We start from the raw sequence: 25,723 nt of genomic DNA on the forward strand, positions 1-25,723 counted from the left end.
TTGATTATGAATTTTGTACTGGTTGAAGCGTTAACTTTTGGTTTGGGAAAACTTGTGAAAGCTGCTGAAGAATTGGATGCTACACTCCATCTTCTTACATATAATAGAAATATATATTTTTATGAGTTAGAAAAAATTAAAACTAATCGTCTTGTTTTGGTGGAAATTGACACTTTTAAAAACGATAACGTCATTGAGTATTGTCGAAAATTGGAGGGTTTTTCTGGTATAATTAATCTAACCGATACCTGGACTCTATCCGTTCAAGAAATCTCATCTATCCTGGGTATTACTGGACAAAACCCTAAATCGACATCAATATGTAGGAATAAAGCTTTGCTTCGCAAGATATTAAAGGAAAATGATTTAACATCTGGTGTTTATACAGATGTGGATTTGTCATCAGATACCGTAAGCGAAGACTTTGTATTTCCAGTTATTATTAAAGATCCAACTGGTACAGGTTCGAAGAATGTTTGGTTTGCAGAGGATAAAATCAAAGCTAACAACATTATTCTTGCAGAGAAGAAAAATAAAAATTTAAAAAGATTACTGGTGGAAACTTACTTTTGTGGAACATTATATAGTGTAGAAACAATTAGCTTTCGTGGCGAAACCAGAGTAATAGCTGTTTCAAGCCGAGTGCTTTCTGACATGCCACTCTTTATGGAGAAAGCAATCTCTCTGCCGATTAACGCTGAAAGTAGTGAACTTAAAGGTGTAGAAGAATGGATAGTAAACGTGCTTACAGCGATATCATACACTGATGGTTTTGCACACACAGAGTTCATAGTTACAGCAAATGGTTTCGAGGTGGTAGAGGTAAACCCGCGTCTTGGTGGAGTTCAAATTGGTGAGGCTCTTTGTCAGGCCTACAACTATAACGTATATAAAGCATTCATCGAAATGGCAATGGGAGTCAGACCAGAGTTATTTGATATTGAGTTAATACCTGAAACATATACTGGACAAGTATTTATTTATGCCAGTGAACCCGGTCGTTTCCAAAAAATTAATGATACTTTAATCAATAAAGACAGAACAAAAATATATCCTTGTGCTTTGCCAGGTAAAGAAATTATTTCCGTTACCGATCAGTCTGCATGTGTTGCGATATTGTTAACAACAGCTGAGAATAGTGAAATGGCTTTATTGAATGCTTTGTCGGAAGCAAATAAGGCATTAGTACTAATGGACTAAGTATGCTTAATATAAAATTTAATACTTTTAGCAGTAATGTAAAACTTATACTTATTACTTCCTTATTAAGTAATATAGGTATATTTATGATTATCCCATTTTTAGCAATTTATCTTAGTAAGCTAGAAACAATAACAACAGCTCAAGTAGGACTTATTATTGGTGTTGCTTTCTGGTGTCAGCGGGCTGGTTCATTCTTCGGCGGTTTAATGTCTGACTATTTGCATATTAAAGGGACGATGCTACTTGGACTTACAATAAGAATCCCAGGTTATTTACTTGTCGGTTATGTTGATAGTTTTTATCTTCTTCTTATCGCATGTTCGATAATTGGGTTAGGGAGCAGTATCTATCTCCCTGCAGCAAAATCCTATCTTGTAAAAGTTACAAGTGATAAAGATAAGATAGATGTATTGTCAACACGCATGATATTTTCAAACATAGGTGTAGCTATAGGGCCTGTTATTGGGATGTCTGTTTTTACACTATCGCCTTCAGTGCTTTTTGTAACTGTAGCCGTTATTTTTTCAATACTCACCTTAATGAATTTAAAGCTTGAAGGTCGTAATGAAAGGTTAGCATCAAGTCAAGTAAGTGCTAAGGATTTTGGTGTTCTGCTTACGAATAGAATGATGATTGCAATTGCACTTTTCATGTTCCTCTTTATGGCATTTTACATGCAGATTGAAGTTACAATTCCTATATTTAGCAGTGAGAAATTTGACAATAAGATTGTAAGCTACATTTTTATTTGTAATGCTTTCATTGTCATATTCTTTCAATCTGCAATATCTAAATGGGCATGCAATGGGGCAGCTAAAAAAGTAATCTCAATTACTTTTATTCTGTTTTCATTATGTTTTTTACTGATGAATATGATAAAGGATAGTTATGCTCTTGTTTTTTTAGCTGTGATTGTTTTCTCTTTTGCAGAGATAATAATACAGATTCGTCTTGATTACGATGCAACAAATGTTAGCAAGAAAATGGTCGCTACTACATTTGGTATAATGAGTCTTGCGGGCGCTTTTGGTGGGTTGGTAGGGAGTTACATTGGAACACTGCTTTATACCTCTGGATTGATGGGAATCAGTATTTGGGGTGTTTTGTCTTTGTCTTCAGCAATCGTAGCAATGGTCTGTATTTTGAACCCTGATAATGGATCAGACGGAATTATTAAATGAAAAAACACATAGTCCTTATTTCACCTCATGCAGCCATGGTAGACTGTGCTTTGTATCATAACTTGATTATTACTATCATTGATAAGGTAGAAAATGCTGGTAATTACGTTGGTCTTACTGGTGTGCAGGTTTTTTTATATGATTTTCAGGATGCTGACTTATCGAAAAAACTACTTTCCTCTATCAATATCTCTCAACCTATACATGCTATAGTTACACTTACTGAAAAATCACTGAGAATCGCTGCTGAACTTTCAGCTTTTTTTGATTTGCCTGGTTTGGCACCCAATGTCATTGAAATTATTCATGACAAGAATGAAATGAGAAAATTTCTTTGTGATAAAGGAAATTTCTCTGTTAAATATTGCCATCCAGGGAATATCAAAGAATTGAGTGTATTTGCCGAATCTGCTGGTTATCCGATTATAGTGAAACCAGTTGATGGTTATGGTAGTCAAAATGTAAAGAAGATAAACTCAATTGATGAGTTTGAAGAAGTTGATTTCTCTATAGAGCTAATTGGTGAAGAGTTTCTATATGGGGATGAGTTTTCAGCAGAGTGTTTTTCCTTTAAGGGCAAACATCTTGTGGCGGGGATCACACGCAAAATTCTCATCGAGTCATCCGATGGAAAGAACTTTACAGAAATGGGGCATTGTGTTCCAGCAAATCTAACTGATGAAGTTAAAAATTTAATTGAAACCTACATAGGAGATTTTCTTACCTTAATCGGTGTTGATAATGGCCCTACACATACTGAATTTAAGTTAGAAGGCAATAAGATAAGTATTATCGAAACTCATAATAGAATTGGCGGTGATCGGATTTCTTCTTTGGTAAAAATGAGTACAGGTATTGATCTTGTCGAACTTTCAATGCTTTGGCCGTTAGGCTTATGTTCTGCAACTGATAAAGTCACATATTTTACTCACCATGCAGCGATCCGTTTTTTTAACCCCCCACCCGGAAAATTAATTAGTATTGCTGGAATTGAGAGGTTAAAACACAGTTCAAATGTCATTGATATTGAGATTGGCTGTAAATCTGGAGACATTATTAAGCCAATAGAGGATTCATTCAATCGTTATGGATTTGTCATAACAACTGGAAGAAGTGAGGAAGAGGCAATAACTAACAGTATTGAGTCGGCTAAGAAATTAAAATTTTTGACGGTCTGAACAGTTCTTAATAAAGTGGTGTTAAGCTAAACCGTCTAATTTACTGTATCACTCGGATCAAGGAAGCCACTATACCAGCAGGAATTTCAGACAGTTACTGTGGAGGTATCAGATAAACCAAAGTCTGAGTCGTCGGGAAAATTGCTGGGATAACAGCCCAATGGAACGGTTCTTGAGAAGCCTGAAAATAGCGTGGGTGCTGGAAATGGGTTCGTAAATTTTATCGAAGCCAGTATGGCGATAACAAATCACATCATGGGATATCACAGCCTGCTCAGACCTCATCAAAATAATGGAGGTCTGACGCCGGATGAATCAAAGCGATTGTTCTGGAAAACTCTAAAGCCGTGGCCAGTTTTTGTTGACCACTACACAATCTTCGCCGTGAAGATGGAACAGTTAGGACATCAGGCAAAAGCCGAACAGATGGAACGTATCGTCTCTGAGAACGCTGACCTTGACTACGCATATGACCATATGAAACGCTGGCGTGACTGCACGACTAATAAACAGCGCTGTATGGCTGTCACCTGACGTTGTCTAAGGCTAAAGACCAGGGCTTAAAGGGCATGTGGTCAACCAAGTGCCTGAACGCAATGGATGCGGTGGGTGATTTTTAAGCACCTTTAAGAATTTCTCAGAAAAATTTGTATAAGTATTAGATAGAGTAACATTCAAATTAACCCCCATAGGCCCCTGAGTTATCTGATGGTTTCCTGTGAGCACTTTAAGTGTCCTGCGAGCACATCATGGGGACTCTTTGATTTTGCTCAGGCAGCGGCAGGTGACACAAGAAGTGATACAAGGATGACACAAAAGTGATTGACACTAAGTCAGACCGTATGATCTACTTATAGCTCATTCATAGTAAAAAAATCTTTATTATCAGTTACTTATGCTTAATCAGGCAGGTCGCTTGCTGTGGACTTGATGATAGCCGTGAGGTTCTTCTGAAACGAGAGGCGCTGCCCGATAAGGTCGATGTTCAAATCTTCGGCGCTTTAGAAAACTCTGCTGTGGTGTTTGCTGGGCTCTTGTTTTCCGGCAGAGACCTTGGAAAAGTTATGTGTTTGTTAGACGGCGATGCGCATCGTTCTGTATAGGAGAAGCTTAAATCATTTAAAAATGCCTGACACGAACGGATAGAGTAAAAAAACAAATACGGTGAGACGTTCTTGAGAGGTTAATTTTTTTTATTTTTGAAAAATAACTGTAGCAGATAGAGTGCTGCTTTCACAAAACCTACCATGGTCAGGATTATCACAATAATTTGTGAAATACCCTGTGGAGCCCCATACCACTTTTCGAAACCCACTCCCGCACCTTTTAAAAATGATGCTGACAAAAGAACACAAACAAAAATTACCAGTCCACTAATTACTTTCTGCATTATTTCACTCCGAATATCCCGGCGTTTCAGCCGGGATGGTGACTACCAGTGACACTGTCCGCCGATATTGCCAGCACTACTGTTATTGCTACCATTATTAGAAGATGAGCTTCAAGAGAAGCATCCGCCCGCAATCGCTCCGCCAGCAAGCCCCAGCCCAACGACTCCGCCTGCCGATCCAGCAATCATTCCACCAATAATTCCGTTATTGCATCCTTCAACGTATGAACTGGAGGAGGAATTACCGCCATTATTTTTACTGCTGCTGCTGCTGCTGTTACCCGGGCCGTATTTATCTGAATAATTTCCTGCTCCGGAAACCTGTTCCATTTCCTGTTATGATAACGTTCTCATATTCTATATCCTTATTGGTTTAATCCCACCTGTATGTGGCTTATGTAAGGTATCGTAAATTCTTACTTTGTGAAACAATAAAAGAATTGTTTTTTCTCTTGGTTATAAAATTCCTTCTGGATATTATAATTATGAGTGGGTTCTTGTATTTTTTAATTTCATAATAAAATCAGCTAATTGTTATGGGGTTGTGGGTGATGATGCCACCCTAAAGCTTCCAGTATTCCTTACGCTTTACTTGTGCTTTTTTTTATAAATGTGAAATGTGTCTCATTTATATTGGGGCAACTCCTCTGGACAGGGAGCTTCTTTGGCGTTCATGGATCCTGAAATAGCAATGCGAACATATAAATTTTATTAAAAAATAAATACATATAGAAGAATATGATTTTTTATACTTGCTGAAGTAAATAATTTTCTGCGCCCTGATGTTTATCATTACCTGACGTCCGCTGGCAGACACCAAAGCTTCATATTCCGGGGAAAGAGGTGCTACTCAACTCACACCGGCCAAATGCGAACTACCGGGTAAGCTTGTGCCAGACTGCTATGCTGATGAGTCGGGGGCCTTCTCAGCATTTAGGCTAAACCCCGCTGGTACATTGAATCACCGCGGATTTAACAGACACCTCAGAGTCATTTAAGATGACTGATAAGAGAGGTGCCCATGAGCGATAAACGTCATCCCGAAGAGTACCAAATTGAAGCGGTTAAACAGGTTGTTGACCGCGGCCATTCATTGCATGCGTCGCCACCCGTCTTGATATCACCACGCACAGCCTCTACGCCTGGTTAAAAAAGTAGGGCCCTGATTCATCAGCCACTAAAACGCAGCCCGATACTCAGTCTGAGATCCGGCGACTTCAGTAGCCTTTTGAAATATATTACTATCCATTTCAACGCGTCGAAGTCTTTTCTTCAGTTCGCGTATTTCAACCTGCTCAGGTGTCATTGGTGACGATATGGGTTATTTTCCCCCTCGCTCTTCTTTCAGCTGTCGAACCTACTTATCCATAGTGGATTAACCGACATTGATTGCCGGTTTTATTAGGGATGATCGATAAGATCTTGATAGTCTGTGAGAAATTAATGGAAAAGGGTTTCAGTTATTGATTAGATTGACTCTTAGTCCACAGTTATCAAAAAAAGGCTGTTAATATCACAAGGATCTTTGTTTGAAACTCACGGATTTAGAATCTCTACTCAACCATCTTAAAACCTTACCTGTTCCGCACGAAAGAGAAGCTAACCTTTTTTCTGTTGGGGCACGAGGACATTATGAAAACCCAGTCAGTGACGTGCTGGCATTTTATCTCGATCCTGATGGTGAGCATGGATTAGATACACTGACGCTGGATGCACTGCTGGCTTGTCTGAAAGAGGCGGGTAACCTCGCATCAGCACTGATTAAACCGCCGGAGCGTGAGGTAAGCACCGTAGCGGGTAATCGTATTGATCTTCTTCTCGAGTCGAATGAATGGGTAATGATCATCGAAAATAAAATCGGGCATCTACTGAATAACCCATTTGATGATTACACTGCTTACCTGAATGACGAAAGCTATCGGGAGAAAAAGCCTTACTACATCGTGCTGTCACCGAATGGTCGCGCACCAGTTGGCTGGACGGGAGTCAGCTATCGTGAGTTTACCCGACAACTGACTCTCCGCCTCGGTGAGGCTTTTATCAGCGCGCCGCTGAATAAGTGGTTAATTCTGCTACGTGAATATGTGTTACATCTGGAGTCATTGATGATAAATCCAGCCTTCCCCGTGGAAACTGAAGAGTTTATCCGTGAAAACCTGCATCGGATACATGAAATGGTGCAACTGAAAAACAGTGTGATTAAGGGGATGATGGAGGAAGGTAGACGTTGGCTAACTGCGCAATTTAGTCGACAGCAATATGAAGTAAAAGTGACACAGCACACATGGTCCGGCTATCCAGCACTGCGTTTTTCTTTCGAACACTGGACATCATATTCCGATGTTGTGTTGTTCCTGCACGGTGAGCCGGAAGAACAATATGAGGTCCGTACCTATACTTGCGAGCTTATCGACGAGGAGCTGCGTGAGCGGGCAATCTCTGCTTTGAACGTCGAAGGTTGTGAGGGTGATTATTGGGATGAGGGTAAGCGCACGATCATCGGTTTCCGAATCTATCAACCACAAACGACTAAAACGTCAGCATTATTTACTGAAGTTGCCAAACGTATGCTTCTACTGGATCGCTTTGAGTGTGAGCAACGATAATATCGAAAGCGTAGGTCTGTAGTAGAAATAACAATGCTCCAGGCGCGTCCGCGTGGGGCTCAGAGCGTCAGCCAGTGTCCTGCGCCCTAATGAGTGCTGTCGCCGCAATCCTGCTATTAATCACATTCACTCCAAACTATTAATCGTCGTGGCGAGAAAATTACGATGCTTACCTGCTACTGCCGCTGTTTATCTGCTTGCTGATTACTTCAGCCCGAATTAAATAATGTGTAAACACGCTGATACCTTAATTAAATGATGCTTAAACATGCTGTTTCTTTTTATGGGGCTTGCACACTTTCATTCATAAACAAATAGCGACTGAGCTTCAACAAAAATGTCTTTTTTAGGCCATTCCTCTATCGAAAAGCATAATGATAATTACTATCATGTTTTAACTCTATGTTTTTTATTATGAAATAATTCTTTTAACTACTATGAAACCTTCCTTTAAATAAATTAAGCACGAAATGTCAAGATGAATAACTTCTCTGTTTTTTCAGTGAGATATAGGTAATTAGTGAAAACTTTACATAAGGTTGTTTTTAGATAATATTCTTCATCAGAACGAATCACTTATTAATTATTAAATATCAGGAGATAACTATGACCAGAATGGTTACGGTGGCTGCAACTCAAATGCACTGCAGCTGGAATTTAGAGGAAAATATTGCACGAGCAGATAAGCTCATACGCGAAGCACAGGCAAAAGGCGCTAATGTGATTCTGCTCCAGGAGTTATTTATGTCGCCTTATTTCTGTATTGATCAGGATATGCGTCATTTAACTCTGGCTCAGTCAGTAGATAACAGTCCATTGCTGAGACATTTTCAAGCGTTAGCAAAATCACTAAATATTGTTCTGCCCCTTTCTTTTTTTGAGAAAGGAAATAATGCCTATTTCAACTCGCTGGCAATGATTGACGCCGATGGGTCCATTCTGGGTTATTACCGTAAGACGCATATTCCCAATGATTTTGGTTATCAGGAAAAACAGTATTTTACTCCCGGGGACACCGGTTTCCGCGTCTGGGATACACAGTTTGGCCGAATTGGGGTCGGTATCTGCTGGGATCAATGGTTTCCTGAAACTCAGCGTTCATTGGCTTTGATGGGTGCGGAATTGATTTTTCATCCGACCGCGATAGGTACAGAACCTGGTGAGGGGGTAGGCCAGTATGACAGTCAACCACACTGGACTCATGTGCAATGTGGTGCAGCGGGCGCCAATATGGTGCCGGTTATCGCATCTAACCGTATCGGTACTGAAGAGAGTAAATTTACTCCCGGCCTCGAAATGACCTTCTATGGCAGCTCCTTTATCGCTGATCAAACCGGCACACTCGTCGCTCAGGCCGATAAAGTCTCAGAAGGTATTCTGGTCCATTCCTTTGATCTTGATGCAATCAAACAGCATCGCGACTGGTGGTGCCTGTTCCGCGATCGTCGCCCCGAAATGTACAACATATTGACAACCTCAGATGGCCGGAATGCTTTCAGTGTGACAGGAGAGAAATAAGATGAGTACAACAACACGCGTTACCCGACCTGCACACGATGGATTCTGGATGCCAGCCGAATGGGAGTCTCACGAAGCGATATGGATGCTATGGCCGTACCGAACTGACAACTGGCGGGAAGGAGCCAGACCTGCTCAGAAAAATTACGCTGCAGTGGCCGAGGCCATCAGTGTCGCTACGCCAGTGTTTGTTGGTGTCCCAGTGGAATGTGTAGATGAGGCGAAACTTATACTGCCTTCTCGGGTCACTATTGTGCCGATGGAAAGCGATGATGCCTGGGTACGCGACTGTGGCCCAACGCTGGTCATTAATGAGAAGGGTGAACGCCGTGGTGTCGACTGGATTTTTACCTCTTGGGGTGGAGTCAAAGGCGGACTTTACAATCCCTGGGATAAAGATGAGCAGGTCGCGCCACAGATCCTGGCCCACCATAACTTCGAACGCTATCAGGCCCCGTTGGTAGTAGAAGGCGGCGGTATTCACGTCGACGGAGAGGGGACCTGCATCGCAACGGAGGAAGTTCACCTTAATCCGGATCGTAATCCTGCATTGACGAAATCCCAGATCGAGGATTATTTAAGGGATTATCTCAATATTGATAAAGTGATCTGGTTACCCTTAGGCGTTTATGAGGATGAAACGTCCGGCCATATTGATAATATGTGTTGCTTCACCAGTCCGGGGGAAGTCGTCCTGACCTGGACGGATGATGAAAGTGATCCTCAATACGCCCGGTCAAAAAAAGCGCTTGATGTGCTTGAAAATGAAACAGATGCTAAAGGACGCAAAATAAAAGTCCGAAAATTGCCCCAGCCTGGTCCACTGTTTATTACGGAAGAAGAAGCGAGCTCCATACAACCCAGTCCAGGCATGAGCCGCGGCGTGGGTCAGCGTCTGGCCGGTTCGTATGTCAATTATCTGGTTACAAATGGACGGGTTATATTTCCACAGTTCGATCCGCAAACGGACGCTAAGGCCGTCGCGGTGATTCAGGAAGCATTTCCGCAGCATAAAATTATACCGTTATCCAGCCGCGAAATATTGCTGGGTGGTGGAAATATTCACTGTATTACGCAGCAAATCCCATCAGGTCGGATTTAAATATCTTAATACTATTCTAATCACCGGTTATCGGGGGCGATCCCCGATAACACCTCCGGTAGACTCCTGCTGAAGACTGTCTGAATAAGAAAGTAGCGATGCGGGAGTTAAATTAAAAAATATGCATAATCGACTGCGACTGTGCATATTCATTATGATAATTACTTTCTAAAAGTAATAAGGGGATAATTATGGCAGGTTCCCAAAAGCATAAAATGGGCGCTTTGCAACTGACAATAATCACTGTCGTCAATATGATAGGGTCAGGTATTATTATGCTGCCCTCGCAAATGGCAGGTGTAGGAAATATCACTATCTTTTCCTGGATATTAACTTCAGTCGGGGCAATGGCTTTGGCCTATGGATTTGCGAAATGTGGTCGTTACAGTAAAAATATTGGTGGGATGGGAGGATATGCTCAGTATTCTTTTGGGCGATCGGGTAATATGCTTGCCAACTACACGTATGCTATCGCTATTGTGATTGCTAATGTGGGAGTCGCGATCTCGGCTGTTGGCTATTTCTGTAATTTTTTTGATATTGAACTTGGTGGTATCGCGACCGCATTGTGGACGATGCTGTTTATCTGGCTGACAACGTTACCTAATTTCTGGAGCTCTAAAATAACCGGGCGTATTGGTTCCGTTACCGTATGGGGCGTGATTATACCGGTTATCGGGATCATCATTCTTGGCTGGTTCTGGTTTAAAACTGACATTTATGTCGCAGGCTGGAATCCCCACCATCTTGGATTTTTTGATGCCCTGCCTCAGGCTCTGGCATTGACGATGTGGGCATTTTTAGGTCTTGAATCGGCCAGTGCCAATTCCGATGCGGTGGAGAATCCTGAAAAAGCGGTACCGATTGCAGTTTTGGCCGGAACACTTTTTACTGCGGTTATTTATATTCTTTCTACTGCGGTTATTGGCGGCATTATTCCTTATCAGGAACTGGCTGCTTCTTCTGCGCCCTTCGGCTTAGTCTATTCACACATGTTTGGCGGTGTTACCGGAAAAGTTATCGAGTTGCTGATGTGTATCGCCTGTCTTGGATCATTACTGACCTGGCAGTTCACTACCGGCCAGGTTTTTAAATCCTGCGCAGATGTCGGCTATTTTTACAAAATATTTGGGAAGATAACTAAACGGGGTGCGCCAGTAATTGGCATGATCATTATTTGTATTATTCAGTCATTGTTTTTGATGATGTCCATTACACCAAGCTTCAGTCATGAGTTTAACGTCATTGTCGACTTCTCTGTGGTCATTGATCTTATTCCTTATATTTTATCAATGTCTGCATGCTCCACAATTATTAAGTCATCTGATGAATTTAAACAAGGAAAATTAAGCCATTCAAAACTGGTCACAATCGGTATGGTCTGTTTCCTCGCGAATGCCTATACATTCTATGCCATTTACAGTTCAGGCAGTCAGGCAGTGGTTTATGGCTCACTGGTTACTTTCGCAGGATGGGTTATCTTTGGCCGGTATACCTCCGCTCAGCAAAATAAACCTGTAATTGAACAGAGTAATAATGATGAGCAGAAAGAAGTGCTCCAGTCATAATGTATTTGTTTTTTTTACGGATAAAATTTTATAAATTAATCGAGGTTTAATATGAATAACGAAATCAATCCTTGCGATAAAACCTTCACTATCGGGAAATGGATGCCTTCCGATCAGAAAACACTGACGGAATGGCTACTGCGTATTATGAATAAAGCAGAAAATAATGATACGCCACTCCTCCCTGCGGTTCAGAATTTTAAGGATTTTATTGAAAGCGATCCTAAAGCGTACATGTTTTTTAACCAGATGTTTGATCAGGTTGGCAGAGACAAAAAACTGTCACCAGGCGGACTGCCGCAGGTACGCGATTACCACCATATGCTGAGCATGATCAATGTGATTATGACCCATGCCCCCGATTTCGATGAAACCGGGCTGGTGGGTTGTCCGTTCAATGCGCTCTTTGACTGGTCGATGGCAACCCGTGGTGGCTGGGCTGGGTTTATCAACGAGAAAGTCAACTTGCACCTGAAAGCGATTCTGAACGAATGGGGAAAATTCTTGCGTTCTGCTGACAGTGCTTACGTTCTGAGTGATGACCCAAAAAAAGGCTGGTTCGGTAAAGATGCTCTGCACGCTATGCCAACTTTTGTAGAGGATTTCCAGTGTGATCCGCAATTACCGCATTACGGGTTCCATTCCTGGGATGATTTTTTTACTCGTACTCTACGCGAAGGTGCACGGCCTGTTGCTGAGCCGGATAATGATGCCATCATCATTAACGCTTGTGAGTCAGCACCTTACCGTGTCGCAACCGATGTCCAGCTGCGGGATAAATTCTGGATTAAAGCTCAGCCTTATGCTCTGCAATTTATGATGGATAACGATCCTCTGGTCTCTCAGTTTGAGGGCGGCACTATCTATCAGGCGTATCTCAGTGCCTTGAGCTATCATCGCTGGCATTCACCGGTATCAGGTCGTGTGGTGAAAACGCGGATGATTGAAGGAACTTATTATTCAGAATCGCTGTATGCCGGTATCGATGCAGCCGGTCCCGATCGCTCGCAGTCGTATATTGCCGAGATTGCCACGCGCGGTCTTATTTTCATTGAAGCCGATAATCCTGATATCGGTCTGATGTGCGTGATGGCGATTGGTATGGCTGAAGTATCCACCTGTGAAATTACCGCTTTTGAAGGGCAATATGTCAAAAAAGGCGATCAATTGGGCATGTTCCACTTCGGTGGGTCAACCCATTGCCTGTTCTTCGGCCCTCAGGTGAATATTGAATTTGATCTGCATGGTCAGGTTCCTGGACATCACAGCCATAATATACCGGTCAATGCTCAAATTGCTAAAGTTGGCTTGCGTAAAGGCTGATTCGTCTCCCACTCAAAGGGAATGATAATTATATTGCCTGATATGATGCCTTTCATCTTGTTGAAAGGCATCACTGGCGCTGATAAATCAGTAAGGCTCTAAGGTTAATCAACGACAGCTGCAAAGTCTTGATGCTGGAATGGCATAAGAATAAGCGCTATGCTCTGAATTATTTTTCCGGGGCAGGAGCCTGCCCCGGCTGCGTGACTTAGCTTCGTTTGATACGGGCTAACGCGCTGTTAACAGGAATATTATTACTTTCCAGTCCCGGCGTTTGGCCATGAAAATCAAACTCCAGATTGACTTCCGGACGGAAGAATAAGCAGTGAGTTGAACCACCGAAGTGGAACATGCCCAATTGCTCACCTTTGGTAACGTGTTGTCCTTCGTAAACGGTCACATCACAGGTGGATACCTCAGCCATACCCACGGCCATAAAGCACATTAATCCAATTTCCGGATTATCAGCCTCAATAAAAATTAATGCTCGGGTTGCCAGTTCAGTAATATATCCCTGAGAAGCATTTGGGCCTGCAACATCTTCCCCTTCACTTAATGTTTCGGAGTAGTAGGTTCCATCGATAATACGTGTTTTAACAATCCTGCCTGATACGGGTGCATGCCAGCGGTGATAGCTCAGGGCGCTCAGAAATGCCTGATACACCGTCGCTCCTGTAAAAGCCTCAGCCAAAGGATCGTTATCCATCATATATTGCAGCGCGTAGGGCTGTGATTTAATCCAAAATTGATCGCGTTGTTTCACATCTTTGGCAAGACGATAGGGTGCTGACTCACAGGCATTTACAATCACATCATCATTATCGGGTTCAGCAACAGGGCGGACGCCTTCGCGGAACTGTCGCGTAAAGAAATCATCCCATGATTTGAATCCGTGATGATCAAGCGATGGGTCGCAAATAAAGTCATCCACAAATGTCGGCATAGCTTTACGGGCGTCTTCACCAAACCAGCCAGAGCGGGGATCGTCATTTAAAACCGAGGTGCTTTGAGCTGAACTGAGAAACACCGCCCATTCATTAAGTATGGTTTTAATATGTTTATTGATTCGTTCGTCCAGGAAACCACTCCAGCCGCCTTGTGTTGCCATAGACCAGTTGAAGATGGCGTTAAAAGGGAAGCCCACTAATCCTGTTTCATCGAACTCTGGCGCATGAGTCATGATGACGTTTATTAAGCTCAGCATATGCTGATAATCGCGTACTTGCGGTAATCCTGATGGCGAAAGTGCGTGAGCGTCATCTTGATTAACCTGGTCAAACATTTGCGTAAAGAGCATAAATGCTTTCGGGTCATTCTCGATAAAGTTTTTAAAGTCCTCGACACAGGGTAATAATGCGTCGGTATTGTTCTCGGCCTTTTCCATTATTTTTAACATCCAATTGCGCAGAGTACGCTGATCGGATGGCATCCATTTTCCAACGGTATAGGTCTTATTACAAGGTTTTAAAGAAGCGTGCATTTTGACTCCAGATATAAGTTATATAATAAAATTATGATTCAGGATGGTTTATAAATCTGCGGGAGATGGCCGGTAAAGAGCATCCACAAGCTGGTCAGCGCAGCAATAATAATCAGCATCACCAATACTTTTTCTGAGCCTGTGAATAACGGCTCCTTAGGGGCTTGTTCTTTACGTGCCCATACGAATACTAATAATCCAATGGCGTAGATTGCACATCCAACAAGGATGAAGGAGATCCCGGCAGCATAAACCAGCCAAAATCCATACAGCGTTGCTAATACGCTCGTCACTAATGCGCTGTTCAGGCTATAGCGTGCAGTTTTTGGATAATCTTTTTTGGCTATAACTTTCCACAAAAATGCGGCGGACCCGATATAGGCAGGAAGAATTACCACGCCGGTAATAGAAAGCATGGCATTCCAGGCATTATTGGAGAAGAAGACCAGTGCCATCGCTGCCTGCATAACCAGTGTTGAAACCCATAGTGAGTTTGAAGCAACGCCGTTGGCATTCGTTTTTGCAAAAAACTTGGGAAAGGTGCCATCTTTAGCACACGCCCACGGCAGTTCGGCTACCAGTAGCGTCCACACCAGCCATGAAGAGAGTAAGGCAATGATGACGCCGACATTGATAAAGACGCCACCCCATTTGCCAACTATCGCGCTCAGAATTGCCGCTGTAGAGGGGGCATTCATGGCGGCAAGTTCCCCTTGAGAGAACACGCCGAAAGGCAAAATGCTGACTAACATAAACAGGACAGTTGAAATGATAAAGCCGAGAATCGTCGCACGACTTACGGTGCGTCCATCGGCTTTATCAGACATGACAACCGCACCTTCGATCCCGATATACATCCAAAGCGTTACCAGCATGGTGCTTTTGACTTGATCGAAAAGGCCGCCAAGTGGTCGATCATGTAATGCGTTATCTCTTAAGTGTCCCCAAAAGTCAGTTCCCATCATGTGGTAACGCAGAGAGAAAAAGGCCAACACGAAGATAAAGACAGCAACCGGGATAAATTTAGCAATGGTGCCAACAAGGTTAAGAACCGAGATGCCTTTAACCCCACGCATAACAAAAATACTGAGTGCCCAGATGATGATCGAAGCTGTAGTAATGGCTTGCCAGGTATTGCCGCCTTGAAAATAGGGAGGGAAAAAGTAATTCAGTGCGTCCATCAGTAATACGGCGTATCCGACATTACCGAATGCGGCTGACATCCAGTATCCCCAGGCGATTAAGAAACCACTCAATTTCCCAAATCCAGCCCGGGAGTACATGTAAATACCCGACGTCATTTCTGGATGAATGTCCGCAAGAATCTGAAAGGTTCTTGCGAGGAAAAAAACGCCCAATCCGGTAACGACCCAGGCGATCAAAATCGCGCCCAGTGCGGCTGATTGAGCCATGTTTTGCGGGATGTTGTATACACCCCCACCAAACATCGCGCTGATAACGAGTAACGTCATCGCAAGCACGCCAAGTTGTTTGGTAGGGGCAGGTTTAGCTTGCTTGTCAACCGCCATTATAAATCCTTAAAGTGAATGAAATGTCATTCCTTATATTAAGGTTTAATCAATGGCTCCGGTATCAGACGACAAAACAGGTGGCGTCAAATTTATCTGATGCCTGTAGGAAAACAGGAAGAAGTAAAATATTTTCAAGATAACCAATCAAGAATTAATATGTTATTGCATTATATATCAAAAGCAAGTTTCATTATTGTAAATGTTATGATGATGCAGAGGGTTTTTTGATTACGCGGGTTGTTATAATGTTCAACGGCTATCTAACAGAATGCAATCAGGAAGCGTGACTTTAAAAAATCTGCGAAAGTCATTCGATGGCTGGGATATATGTAGCATTAAAGGATGCCCGCCAGGTGTTGTCGCGGGGAGTCCTAAAAAAACTCGCAGTAGAATAATGTTGTGTAATCGTGAAGCGCAGGCTAAAAAGCCTCACCCTTAGTATGGTTTTGTAAACAATTGATAAACGTAATCTATTTTTTACACGTTATGATGAAGATGCTGTGTAAGATAGTTCTGTTGTTAACGATCTCGTTATGGCGAGGCTCCTATACAAACACAAGTTACCGCCCTGATGGCATCGAGAGAGGCCTCGCAGGGAAATACAGGTTTCATCGAATCAAGGTGTTGCCAAGGTAACTTCTTATGTTGTCGCAGACAACGTGAGATACGTTGTATAGTGCTAAAACCAAGACGTAGGGATCCATTTTCCTATTGAAGTCTTGTCGCCCCTATGAGATTTTTATTCTATAGGGAATTAAACCATGCCTCATCACGTCAAACATACCATTCATAACAATTATTCAGAATTTGAAGATGATGCTATAGCTCAGTATATGGACACTGACTATATCGCATTGCCGCATATCCTGCAGGTTTACGAAGCTCGCGAGATGTTTCTAACTAAACTCAAAGATGACGATATACCATCACAGGTGTTTATCACGGATGGAAAAAAGTTATGTGGGATATTATCCGTAAAAAAAATGTTGCAAGAAAAAGAGGTGATGCAGCCAATCACTAATTTAATGGATGAAAGCTACATTAGTCTGGCACCGGGTGATCAAAGGCAAGATATTGTCGAATTAATTTCTAAAAGCGACTGTGATATTCTCCCCGTCGTCAGTAATGGCAAACTCGTGGGATGCGTAACAGCGAAAGAAATTGCGCATTTATTAGAGGATGATGTTACTGAAGATGCACAAAGGCAAGGGGCAAGTTTGCCACTTGATAAACCTTATCTTGAAACCAGCCCAGTTACCCTGTGGAAGAAACGTGCGGTATGGTTATTGTTGCTATTTATTGCTGAAGCTTACACCAGCAGCGTCATTCAGCACTTTGAAGATGCGTTAGAGTCAGCGATTGCACTGGCCTTCTTTATTCCTTTGCTGATTGGTACCGGAGGGAACAGCGGCACGCAGATTACCTCAACACTGGTGCGCGCTATGGCGCTGGGTGAAGTGCATTTGCGCGATTTGGGTAAAATTATTCGCAAGGAGATGACAACATCACTGATGGTGGCAGTCACGCTGGGTTTAGCGGGCTGCGGTAGAGCCTGGATGATGGGGATTGGGCCTGAAATAACGCTTATCGTCAGTCTGACATTGGTTTGTATCACCATGTGGAGTGCAATCATTTCATCAGTTATTCCGATGGTTTTAAAACGCGTGGGCATAGATCCCGCTGTTGTCTCAGCACCTTTTATTGCCACTCTCATTGATGGTACCGGGCTGATTATCTACTTCAAAATTGCACAATATTTTTTAGAACTTAATTAAACCGGCCTGAATATCCGCTCAGCCATGTTCGGATCCTGGCGGGGTCTGCTGAAAACAAAAGCTGCACCGGTCGGTGCAGCTTTTTTGTTATTTTTGCAACGCATCAGCCGCAGTTATTCTTCAGAAACACCTGCCTCCTAAACCGGCGCAACAATAATGCGCGTGCAGATTTGCTGCAGTAATGCCAGCTGATGACTAAAAATAATGATGCTCAGACCGCGTTGCTGAGATTCGATAATTAACCGCTGCCAGATGTCTCGCTGGATAGGGGGATCAAGTTGCGCAGTCACTTCATCAGCAATCAGCAGGCGAGTACGCGGATCAAGCGCGCGCAGTAGCGCAATGCGCGCCAGTTCACCGCCGGAAAGCTGGCCGGGTTTACGCGTCAGCCACTCTGGATTGACGTGAAAATGCGCCATCTGGGTTTCATCAGGGCTCCACGCGTCGCGTAGCGCATCTCCCGTGGTGCGGAATGAATTAAATGTAAGCTCGGGATGTTGCGGAACTAACTGGACAGGACAATAGCCATGCTTCGGCAGCGGGAGACCATCCAGGGTAATTTGCCCCTGCTGATATGCCTGCCAGCCGGCCAATACCCGGCCTAACATTGTTTTGCCATAACCGCTTGGCGCGGATATTCCTAATCTTTCACCCGCGGATAAATCAAAAGATAAATTATTCCAGAGCAGGCGCTTATCTTGCTCGATAGTCAGCTGAGAAACACAAAACATCACGCTCTCCGTGCCTGAACTGACGAGCTGTCGTCAGGAAATAAGCTGTAGTATTCCGGCAGCGCCAGCCAGTGTCGGCGTAGCGCTGCGCTGCCGCTGCCGTTTTTTAATTCATTGATTGAGATATCATCGCTAATCCGCCCCTCATTAAGCGCGACGATACGATCGGCAAAACGCGCCGCCAGTGACAGATCGTGCGTTACCCACAGTACTCCGGCACCCTGGGCGCTCAGCGCGCGTAACTGTTGTAAGAGCTGGAAGGCCAGCGGTTCATCGAGCCAGGCAGTAATTTCATCCGCCAGAATATAGTGCGCTCCGCCCAACGCGGCATTACATGCCAGCACACGCTTTGCCATACCGCCGGATAACTGCCTGGGGTACTTCAGCAGGATGTCGGTCTGAAGATGAAAGTGTTTAATCTGCTGCTCAAGTGCCAGCGCGCAGGTATGTCTGCCGCTCAGTTGCAGGCTGCGCTTCAGTTGAGTGCCCACCCTGAGTAAAGGATTAAGCGAACTTACGCCTTGCGGCACATAGCACAGGGTATTTCCACGCAACTTTTGGCATTGCCGTGAATTAAGCGATTTACCTTCAAGCCTGATCTCTCCGCGCATCCGCAAATTTTCCGGCAACAGCGCCAGGGCACTTTGCAGCAGCAGGCTCTTACCTTCGCCGCTGCCACCTACCAGCGCGGTAATTTCACCGCGTTGCAGCGTCAGATTGATATCGCTGAGGATCGGTGAGAGCCGTTTGCGGCCAAACCAATTGTAGTGAACATTTTCAACAGAGACGTGCCTGAAATTTAGCATGATTGATTCCTCAGCCACAGGGAGTGAATAGCGCGAACGCTTTGATCAAACAGTAAAACAATCAGCAAAAGCATCAGGCCGGGAAACACCGCCAACCACCAACTCCCATTGCTGAGAAAACGTAAAGCATCTGACAGCAAAATGCCCAGTGACGGTTCATGCGGTGCCAGCCCGAAGCCGAGAAAGCTCAGCGCTGCGCTATGTAACACTGCATGAGGAAACATCAACAGCGTGCCAACAAACCACTGTGACGATAACGCGGGCAGATAATGCGCCCGCCAGCAGTACCAACGACCATTTCCTATCCGCTGGGCCAGCGTCATGTAATCACTGGTGCGGATGCGTTGTGCTTCCGCCCGCAGGATTAATGCCAGCTTTGGCCAGTGAGTTAAGGCGACGGCGATGATCACACCTTGCTTTCCACCCCCCACGGTAAAGCAAATTAAGATCAGCAACAGCAAATGCGGTAATGAGAGCAACGTGTCGATAACTAACCGCAGAGCCTGGTCGATAGTCGGATGGATTAAGGTCAGGCTGGCGACCAGCATCGCGATGATTCCGCTGCACAATGCTGCGCCAACACCAATTTGCAAACTGATCAATGCGCCCTGAAAGCAGCGTAACCACAGGTCACGCCCCATATTGTCAGTGCCAAACCAGTGTGCAGCGCTCGGTGGCTGATAGCGCGCCAGCAGATCGATCGGTATATCAGCTGACAGCAAAGAAATACCATATATCGTCAACAGGCTGAGAAGCAGGGTGGAAAAGATCACCCGTAGCAACGCTGGAGCGGGATTATTTAGCATCATTTATGTTCCAGAATCCGGTTCATTCTTGCCAATAACAGCGCAGAGAGACTATTGCCGCAAAACACCAGCAGCGTACAAAACAGCACAATGCCCATCAGCAGAGGAATATCGCCGCGCAGCCCGGCGTCAATGGTGGCTTGCCCTAAGCCGGGGTAAGCAAATATTTTTTCGGCCAGTAACGATCCGCCAAGCAATTCTCCTATCGAAGCGAATTGCAGGCATAACGCCGGTGTCAGCGCATGGCGAAATACTTGTACGCGTAACAATGACCAGCCTTTATCACCCTGCGCGCGGGCATAGTGCACAAAATCACTGCGCATCACTTCGGCAATTTTCTCCCGGGTGTGCAGCGCGATTTGTCCAAAGCCCATCAGGCTCAGCGCAATCACCGGCAAAATTAAATGATGAATACGATCGCCAATGCTGGCGTCCTGCGCGTTGCTGCCCGGATCCCAGGCACAGCAAACCGGAAACCATTGCCAGTGCACGGCAAAAATGACCAGCAGTAATAATCCGACCCAAAACGTCGGCAGTGAAGATGACAGATAGCTGATGCGGCAGATTAACCGGTCCGGCCAGCGATTGAGATAACGTCCGGCGAGAAATCCCATCAGGATACCTGACACGCCTGACAACACCCACGCACTGGCTAATAAGGCAAAAGAAACCGAGAAGCGCTCACCGATCACTTGCGCTACGGGGGCGTTATACACCATCGAATAACCGAGATCGCCCTGTATCAGTTGCGAAAACCAGTGCCAGAAACGCAGCCATAAAGGTTGATCCAATCCCCAGCGCGCAGCGATCAACGGATACTGTTGAGGAGGCACATGCAGTAAATCGTTACCGATGTAGGCTCGAATCGGGTCAACCGGCGAAAAGCTGAGTAGCGTAAAGGTTCCCGCCATCACCAGAATCAGCAGCAGTACCAGCCGCAGCAATGTAAACAGCAGCTGGCGCAGCCCGTCAGACCGGGCCACGCTCAGCGTTGTCATAAAGAGGCGCTTCAGTTGCACGTCCATTTCCAGTCTTGCAGATTGTTCAGTACCGACCAGCTGCCGTGAACTTCAGGCGCGGCGTTGCCTAAGTCGACGCAGGGATTTGCAAGATAAGTATGTTGTAAATTAAGCAGCCAGGCCCAGGCTGCATCGCCTTGTACGCCTACTCCGGTTTTGCCGTCCCATTCAACCTGCTGCCAGAAAGGAACAGCTTGCTGCCAGGTTGGTGCATCAAGTGCCTGTTGCAGATGCTGGTCAACCGTTTTATTGCTGTAGTAGCCCGGGTTGAAATACTCAATGCCAGCGGTTTTGCTGCTGTAATGATGGTAAAGCTCCATTGGATCGAGGCCGCCCCAGCCAAACAGTGTCGGGTTGGCATGCATATTTCGCTCAACCGTTTCCCAGCTGCCGGATTTCAGATCCATCTCGATACCCAAAGGTTTCACCATGGCGCGAACCGCCTGCGCCAGATCGCGTCGGGTGCTGTCACCACTGGCGTACCAAAGCGTGAGCTGCGCTTTTTTACCGTTTTTGACCCGAATTCCGTCATCGCCAGCTTTCCAGCCGGCGTCATCCAGAATCTGTTTCGCTCTGGCAATATCACCGTCTTTAAACGATGCCTTTGGGTTATCCCAGGGCAAACCCTGTACGGCGGTGTAGGCGGGGATGGCGTGGCCTTCCATTAGTTGGTCAGCAAGCAGTTGACGGTCAATGGCGTAGTTGATGGCGCGGCGGATAGCGACATCGGCAGTAACATCATTGCCGACAGGATAACCGTTGGCGTCTTTTTTTCCGGCGGGCGTGGTTGGGAAAACAATTCCGCGGTTTTCTACGCTCGGACGAACCCACAGTTTTAAACCCTGTTTCGGTGTCACCGCGACAGAAGGCGCTATTCTGACTAACCCTAACTGGCCACTTTGCGCTGCCGCGTAGGCACTGTCTTCATCTAAAAAGACGAAGACCAGCTTATCGAAATCATTTTTAGGGCCGGAATAATAAGGGTTCGCTTCGACGATGAGTTGCTGACCCGGCTGGAAATCTACCAGGCGATAGGGGCCTGCGCCGACAGGATTCTGCGCATAGGTTTTTGCATCGTATTTTTCTTCAGACACGATCCCGAGCGATCCTAAGACATTGACGAATGTGCTTTGCGGCGCAGATAAGGCAATTTCAACCTGACGGTCGTCCAGAGCTTTGGCTGAGGCAAAATTACCCATATCAATTTTACCGCCGCTTTGCGCAGCCTGATTATAGGTAAAGGCGACGTCTCTGGCGGTGAGAGAAGAACCATCAGAGAATTTCAGGTCGGGTTTAAGTGTTATTGTCCAGGTTTTTCCGTCGGTGCTATTAACCACTTCCTCGGTGAGTAAATTATCCCAGCTTAAATCGATTTTCTGTTTTAACAGCGGGCTGTGTAATAACAAGTAGCTGCCGTGACCCCAGCCCAACAAAGGATCAAAGCCTTCTGCTGGTTCGTCACCAATCGCCAGTTTGAGCGAGTGTCGCGGTGACGGCGAATTATCAGCATGGGAAAAAAACGGTGAAGTACTTACGATTAAGGCAAGTGCATAACTTAGTGCTTTCAGGTTCAGTGGCATGTCGTTTCCTTAAATTCCATGGCGGTAAGATAAATCATGCAATGCTATCTTTTTGCGCAGGTTAATCATTTTGTTCAAAATCAGTTAAGCTGGCTGGTTCTGTGCGCAACAGCGGAATCCAGTGCCAGAGTTTGTTCGTTAATTTCATTTTGTTCGCGATAGCTTTGCATCAGACCGATGGCAAAATAGAGATCGGGAACTAATATCGGCCCTTTCGGGTACAAGGCCAGTTGGTTTTTAAGTAACCATGAGCGTAATTCGCTGCTGCGTCCGGCTAAAATTAATTTTATCTCTCTGTTTTTTAATTCATTTGCCAGTTCGCTGATATATTTCATCACCGTAGAGTCGTTATAGGTAAAACTGCTTGCAGCATCGATAATCACCCATTGCAACGGTGTGGGTGAGTCATCAATAAGTTGATGAATACGCTTTTTAAAGTAGCTGATATTAAAATAGGTAAGTGGTGAGTTAAAACGGTACAACAGCGCACCGGGGATCGGTTTAATATCATTATCCGCACGCATGGAGCGAACAACGCCACCGTCGTCTAAACCAAGGAGTAAATCGGTTGGTCTGAAAACAGTGTGCAAAAACTGCAGTAATCCGACCAGAATAGCAAAGCCAATACCGTTCACTAATCCAACGACCAGCACCGCCAGAAACGTAAATGACGCTAAAATAAAATCTGCGCGGTTGGTTTTACGCATCGCATACAGCGTGGACAGACTAAACATTGAGGTCGCTGAAAAAACAAGCACGGCGCCGAGTACGGCCAGCGGGATAAAACTCAGGTATTGCGTCAGGAAAAACAGTACCAGCGCAATCATTAATGCCGCTACAACAGAGACCATCTGGGTTTTGCCACCGTTAGCATCGTTAACGGCGGTGCGGCTGGTCGCGGCGCTTACGGCAAATCCCTGACTGATGCCAGCGGCAATATTGATATAGCCTAATGCGCGTAGCTCCTGGTCAATATCCACTTCATAATGATTTTTTTCTGCAAAGCTTCTGACCGTCATCATGTAACTGGCGATACTGATAACCGTCAGGTTAAGCGAGGGGATCAGCAGTTCTTTATATAGCAAGAAGTCAAAGTAGGGAGTGTGAATATGCGGTAAACCTGTGCCGATATCACCAATTATGGCAATGCCGGCGGCATGGAAGTCAAAAAAACCACTCAGCACGGTACCGAGTACCATCACGATAAGCGTAGAGGGCCAGGTCGGTCTGAATTTTTTAAAAAGTAATAAAATCGCCAGGCTGCTTAAGGCCAGTGCCAGCGTAATCCCGTGCAGTTCGACTATTTTTCCCGGTAACGCCAGCACGCTGGCGATGAAGTTGGTGGGTAACGGAGTCAGGCCAAAAATATTGCTCATCTGGCTGGCAACGATAGTGACCGCCACGCCGTTAAACAGGCCCGTCAGAATAGGTTGTGACAGAAACTCGGCAAAAATAGCGAGCCGAAAATAACCTGCAAGCAGGCACCACAGCCCTGTCATGATGGTCATAATAATAGTCAGTTCCCATATGACATCACTATTTCCCATTGCTAACGGCATGGTTACCGAGGCAATAACCGCGCAGGTTGCCACATCAGGCCCGACAATAAGCTGGCGCGAAGTACCAAATAATGCATAAACAATCATCGGCAGGATACAGGCATACAGCCCAATCACCGGGTTAATGCCCATTAACTGGGTGTAGGCAATAGCCACCGGCAATGCTACGGCGGAAACCGAAAGTCCTGCCACAATATCATCCTTGATAAACGCTTTCTTATAATGGATGAGATCGTTAAGCCCTGGCATCCAGCCAATTAATTTATGCAACAGCATTGGGGTGGCTCCTGTTATCATCGGTCAGCAAAGCATTACTGCCCTTGACGATGCGGTGGCATAATATCCTGATTCGGTACCAGGAATAGCCACGACGCCAGCACAAACGGCATGGTCAGCGTCGGTATGCCCACTGGAGTCAGCAACGTATTCATCGCGCCCTGAACAAAAACGGTAAACACCACGCCAATCAAGGTGTAACCCAGCACGCGCCAGCTTGGTTTATTGAAGGTGGAACCGAGGGCGATGGCCGTCAGTACGGCGCTAAACGCATACAGTCCGCTCTCAATACTGTTGGCTTTCGCACCCAGCAACGCGGCAGTGATAATGGCGAGAAACGAGCCACCGATAGCGAATATCGCCGCCCAGCGTGATGCCACCGCGAGACCGACAACAAACAGCACACCGGCGGTGACGCTACTCAATAAATAGACTTCAGAAATGCCTTTAAATAAATTTTCGAAGATTCTGTCGTTAAAAAAGCTTTGTGCGCTGACATCCATTAAAGGAAGAGGAAGTTCAGGGACCGGCAAGCCTGAGGCTGGCAGATCAGAAAACGCATAGCTTGCCAGCAAAATAACCCAGGTTGTCAGTACGAACGGAGCCGTTAACGCCGCAACCTTCCAGGTTTTCAGTACGTCGGCAATACTGACGGTGGCGATAACCGAAACGATGCTGCCAATAACAATGCAGCACCAAAGCAGTGGCGTCACTGCCAGAAAGGTCGGCAGCGCAACCCCAACCAGACAGCCGTTGTAACCGTAAAGTCCCGCCAGCCAGGATGTGCGATCGCGAAGAAACCGGCCGGTAAATGTTGCTATCAGGGTACCCAGAACACAGCCATATGCCGCAGCGGGGTTTCCCTCACCGTAGGCAGCAATAAATATTGCAATAAAGAAGATTAATCCGGTAAGCGGATTATTTTGAAACATCACCTGCGCGCATCCACGCAGCGTCACGTCGATAAACTTAATCACGCCGTTGGAATCTGCGAAATGATCCCATTTAGTTGATATGCTTGATGAGATACTCATATCAGTAACTCCTCCTGATAATTGACTTTTGCCCTGGCGAACTCTTTGAGAAAAGA

General features: G+C 45.1%; 21 protein-coding genes, 3 pseudogenes and 1 riboswitch. Of the genes and pseudogenes, 12 read left to right on the forward strand and 12 right to left on the reverse strand.

What is annotated here, in order from left to right; genetic code table 11:
• The first annotated feature begins 6 nt into the window (after positions 1-6).
• From RIN69_RS06130 to RIN69_RS22905, 5 genes and pseudogenes are all read left to right on the forward strand, one after another.
• Positions 7-1,200: an ATP-grasp domain-containing protein gene (locus RIN69_RS06130; protein WP_313856255.1), complete on the forward strand. Its 1,194-nt coding sequence runs from the start codon at positions 7-9 to the stop codon at positions 1,198-1,200.
• A 2-nt stretch (positions 1,201-1,202) separates the two neighbouring features.
• On the forward strand, positions 1,203-2,384 hold the full coding sequence (locus RIN69_RS06135; protein WP_313856256.1) for an MFS transporter: 1,182 nt from the start codon (positions 1,203-1,205) through the stop codon (positions 2,382-2,384).
• Positions 2,381-3,562, forward strand: coding sequence for an ATP-grasp domain-containing protein (locus RIN69_RS06140; protein ID WP_313856257.1), 1,182 nt, complete (start codon positions 2,381-2,383; stop codon positions 3,560-3,562). Before RIN69_RS06135 ends, RIN69_RS06140 begins: the two co-directional genes overlap by 4 nt.
• A 28-nt stretch (positions 3,563-3,590) precedes the next feature.
• Positions 3,591-3,927, forward strand: a pseudogene (locus RIN69_RS06145) (integrase core domain-containing protein); the annotation flags it as partial.
• A 25-nt stretch (positions 3,928-3,952) separates the two neighbouring features.
• Positions 3,953-4,096, forward strand: coding sequence for a hypothetical protein (locus tag RIN69_RS22905; RefSeq protein WP_390902499.1), 144 nt, complete (start codon positions 3,953-3,955; stop codon positions 4,094-4,096).
• Positions 4,097-4,745: 649 nt separating this feature from the next.
• Here the strand turns inward: RIN69_RS22905 and RIN69_RS06150 are convergent.
• Positions 4,746-4,952, reverse strand: coding sequence for a hypothetical protein (locus RIN69_RS06150; protein ID WP_313856258.1), 207 nt, complete (start codon positions 4,950-4,952; stop codon positions 4,746-4,748).
• 111 nt (positions 4,953-5,063) lie between these two features.
• The gene (locus RIN69_RS06155; RefSeq protein ID WP_313856259.1) at positions 5,064-5,282 is read right to left on the reverse strand and encodes a hypothetical protein; all 219 of its coding nucleotides are present in this window, start codon (positions 5,280-5,282) and stop codon (positions 5,064-5,066) included.
• 691 nt (positions 5,283-5,973) lie between these two features.
• Here RIN69_RS06155 and RIN69_RS06160 point away from each other — a divergent pair.
• Positions 5,974-6,173, forward strand: a pseudogene (locus tag RIN69_RS06160) (transposase); the annotation flags it as partial.
• Positions 6,174-6,177: 4 nt separating this feature from the next.
• Here the strand turns inward: RIN69_RS06160 and RIN69_RS06165 are convergent.
• Positions 6,178-6,327 (reverse strand): annotated as a pseudogene (locus RIN69_RS06165) (IS3 family transposase); the annotation flags it as partial.
• Positions 6,328-6,481: 154 nt separating this feature from the next.
• On the opposite strand from RIN69_RS06165, the gene RIN69_RS06170 reads away from it, so the two are divergent.
• The 5 genes from RIN69_RS06170 (at position 6,482) to RIN69_RS06190 (ending at position 13,069) form a co-directional block, all read left to right on the forward strand.
• Positions 6,482-7,558, forward strand: coding sequence for a PD-(D/E)XK nuclease family protein (locus RIN69_RS06170; RefSeq protein WP_313856260.1), 1,077 nt, complete (start codon positions 6,482-6,484; stop codon positions 7,556-7,558).
• Between the two features lie 606 nt (positions 7,559-8,164).
• Positions 8,165-9,076, forward strand: a complete 912-nt coding sequence (aguB, locus tag RIN69_RS06175) for an N-carbamoylputrescine amidase (RefSeq protein ID WP_313856263.1) — start codon at positions 8,165-8,167, stop codon at positions 9,074-9,076.
• Position 9,077: 1 nt separating this feature from the next.
• Complete coding sequence (aguA, locus tag RIN69_RS06180) at positions 9,078-10,178, forward strand: agmatine deiminase (RefSeq protein WP_313856264.1); 1,101 nt, start codon at positions 9,078-9,080, stop codon at positions 10,176-10,178.
• 191 nt (positions 10,179-10,369) lie between these two features.
• The gene (gene potE / locus RIN69_RS06185) at positions 10,370-11,746 is read left to right on the forward strand and encodes a putrescine-ornithine antiporter (protein WP_313856265.1); all 1,377 of its coding nucleotides are present in this window, start codon (positions 10,370-10,372) and stop codon (positions 11,744-11,746) included.
• A gap of 51 nt (positions 11,747-11,797) precedes the next feature.
• Positions 11,798-13,069, forward strand: a complete 1,272-nt coding sequence (locus RIN69_RS06190; protein ID WP_313856266.1) for a phosphatidylserine decarboxylase family protein — start codon at positions 11,798-11,800, stop codon at positions 13,067-13,069.
• A 208-nt stretch (positions 13,070-13,277) separates the two neighbouring features.
• On the opposite strand, the gene RIN69_RS06195 is transcribed toward RIN69_RS06190, so the two are convergent.
• On the reverse strand, positions 13,278-14,549 hold the full coding sequence (locus RIN69_RS06195) for a phosphatidylserine decarboxylase family protein (RefSeq protein ID WP_313856267.1): 1,272 nt from the start codon (positions 14,547-14,549) through the stop codon (positions 13,278-13,280).
• A 38-nt stretch (positions 14,550-14,587) separates the two neighbouring features.
• Complete coding sequence (locus RIN69_RS06200) at positions 14,588-16,078, reverse strand: basic amino acid/polyamine antiporter (RefSeq protein ID WP_313856269.1); 1,491 nt, start codon at positions 16,076-16,078, stop codon at positions 14,588-14,590.
• 523 nt (positions 16,079-16,601) lie between these two features.
• A riboswitch (M-box (ykoK) riboswitch) is annotated at positions 16,602-16,786 on the forward strand.
• A 56-nt stretch (positions 16,787-16,842) separates the two neighbouring features.
• Between RIN69_RS06200 and RIN69_RS06205 the strand changes: the two genes are divergently transcribed.
• Positions 16,843-17,856, forward strand: a complete 1,014-nt coding sequence (locus tag RIN69_RS06205; RefSeq protein ID WP_313856271.1) for a magnesium transporter — start codon at positions 16,843-16,845, stop codon at positions 17,854-17,856.
• 137 nt (positions 17,857-17,993) lie between these two features.
• On the opposite strand, the gene RIN69_RS06210 is transcribed toward RIN69_RS06205, so the two are convergent.
• The 7 genes from RIN69_RS06210 to yut all read right to left on the reverse strand — a co-directional run bounded on the left by RIN69_RS06210 (position 17,994) and on the right by yut (position 25,667).
• Complete coding sequence (locus tag RIN69_RS06210; RefSeq protein WP_313856273.1) at positions 17,994-18,587, reverse strand: ATP-binding cassette domain-containing protein; 594 nt, start codon at positions 18,585-18,587, stop codon at positions 17,994-17,996.
• Positions 18,587-19,393 carry an ATP-binding cassette domain-containing protein gene (locus RIN69_RS06215; RefSeq protein ID WP_313856275.1) on the reverse strand — a complete coding sequence of 269 codons (807 nt, stop codon included), beginning with the start codon at positions 19,391-19,393 and terminating at the stop codon, positions 18,587-18,589. The genes RIN69_RS06210 and RIN69_RS06215 overlap by 1 nt, the downstream gene beginning before the upstream one ends.
• Positions 19,387-20,199, reverse strand: coding sequence for an ABC transporter permease (locus RIN69_RS06220; protein ID WP_313857618.1), 813 nt, complete (start codon positions 20,197-20,199; stop codon positions 19,387-19,389). The genes RIN69_RS06215 and RIN69_RS06220 overlap by 7 nt, the downstream gene beginning before the upstream one ends.
• The gene (locus RIN69_RS06225) at positions 20,199-21,197 is read right to left on the reverse strand and encodes an ABC transporter permease (RefSeq protein ID WP_313856276.1); all 999 of its coding nucleotides are present in this window, start codon (positions 21,195-21,197) and stop codon (positions 20,199-20,201) included. The genes RIN69_RS06220 and RIN69_RS06225 overlap by 1 nt, the downstream gene beginning before the upstream one ends.
• An 11-nt stretch (positions 21,198-21,208) precedes the next feature.
• Complete coding sequence (locus tag RIN69_RS06230; protein ID WP_313856277.1) at positions 21,209-22,798, reverse strand: ABC transporter substrate-binding protein; 1,590 nt, start codon at positions 22,796-22,798, stop codon at positions 21,209-21,211.
• An 80-nt stretch (positions 22,799-22,878) separates the two neighbouring features.
• A complete protein-coding gene (locus RIN69_RS06235) occupies positions 22,879-24,633 on the reverse strand; it encodes a SulP family inorganic anion transporter (protein WP_313856279.1) in 1,755 nt (584 codons plus the stop codon).
• A 35-nt stretch (positions 24,634-24,668) separates the two neighbouring features.
• Complete coding sequence (yut, locus tag RIN69_RS06240; protein ID WP_313856281.1) at positions 24,669-25,667, reverse strand: urea transporter; 999 nt, start codon at positions 25,665-25,667, stop codon at positions 24,669-24,671.
• Positions 25,668-25,723: the final 56 nt, after the last annotated feature.

The organism is Winslowiella toletana (genome assembly GCF_032164335.1).
Lineage (GTDB): Bacteria > Pseudomonadota > Gammaproteobacteria > Enterobacterales > Enterobacteriaceae > Erwinia > Erwinia toletana_A.